We start from the raw sequence: 343 nt of genomic DNA, 5'->3' as shown, positions 1-343 counted from the left end.
CACCTCCTTTCTAGAGAAAGATGGTGAGTTACAAGAGTAATTGATTGTTATTTTACTACTCTGCTGTTAATTTTATAAAAAAGACTAAGATCTTAAACTAGTCTCGTAGCTCAGCTGGTTAGAGCGCTACACTGATAATGTAGAGGTCGGCAGTTCGAGTCTGCCCGAGACTACAAAAAGTTTTAAGATCAAGGAAATTCTAGAAGTTGAGGATGTAGTTGTAGAAAGCTACTAACTACTATATACTAACTACTAGTATATGGGGAATTAGCTCAGCTGGCTAGAGCGCTTGCCTTGCACGCAAGAGGTCACCGGTTCGACTCCGGTATTCTCCACAACGCGA

At 41.1% G+C, this 343-nt stretch carries 2 tRNA genes; both read left to right on the top strand.

What is annotated here, in order from left to right:
- Positions 1-99 precede the first annotated feature (99 nt).
- Positions 100-173, top strand: a tRNA-Ile gene (locus tag Q1A46_RS20780).
- Between the two features lie 88 nt (positions 174-261).
- Positions 262-335, top strand: a tRNA-Ala gene (locus tag Q1A46_RS20775).
- Positions 336-343: the final 8 nt, after the last annotated feature.

The sequence above is a fragment of the uncultured Tenacibaculum sp. genome, from assembly GCF_947502995.1.
In the GTDB taxonomy this organism is placed as follows: Bacteria; Bacteroidota; Bacteroidia; order Flavobacteriales; family Flavobacteriaceae; genus Polaribacter.
This window is presented reverse-complemented; position numbering and strand designations above follow the sequence as displayed.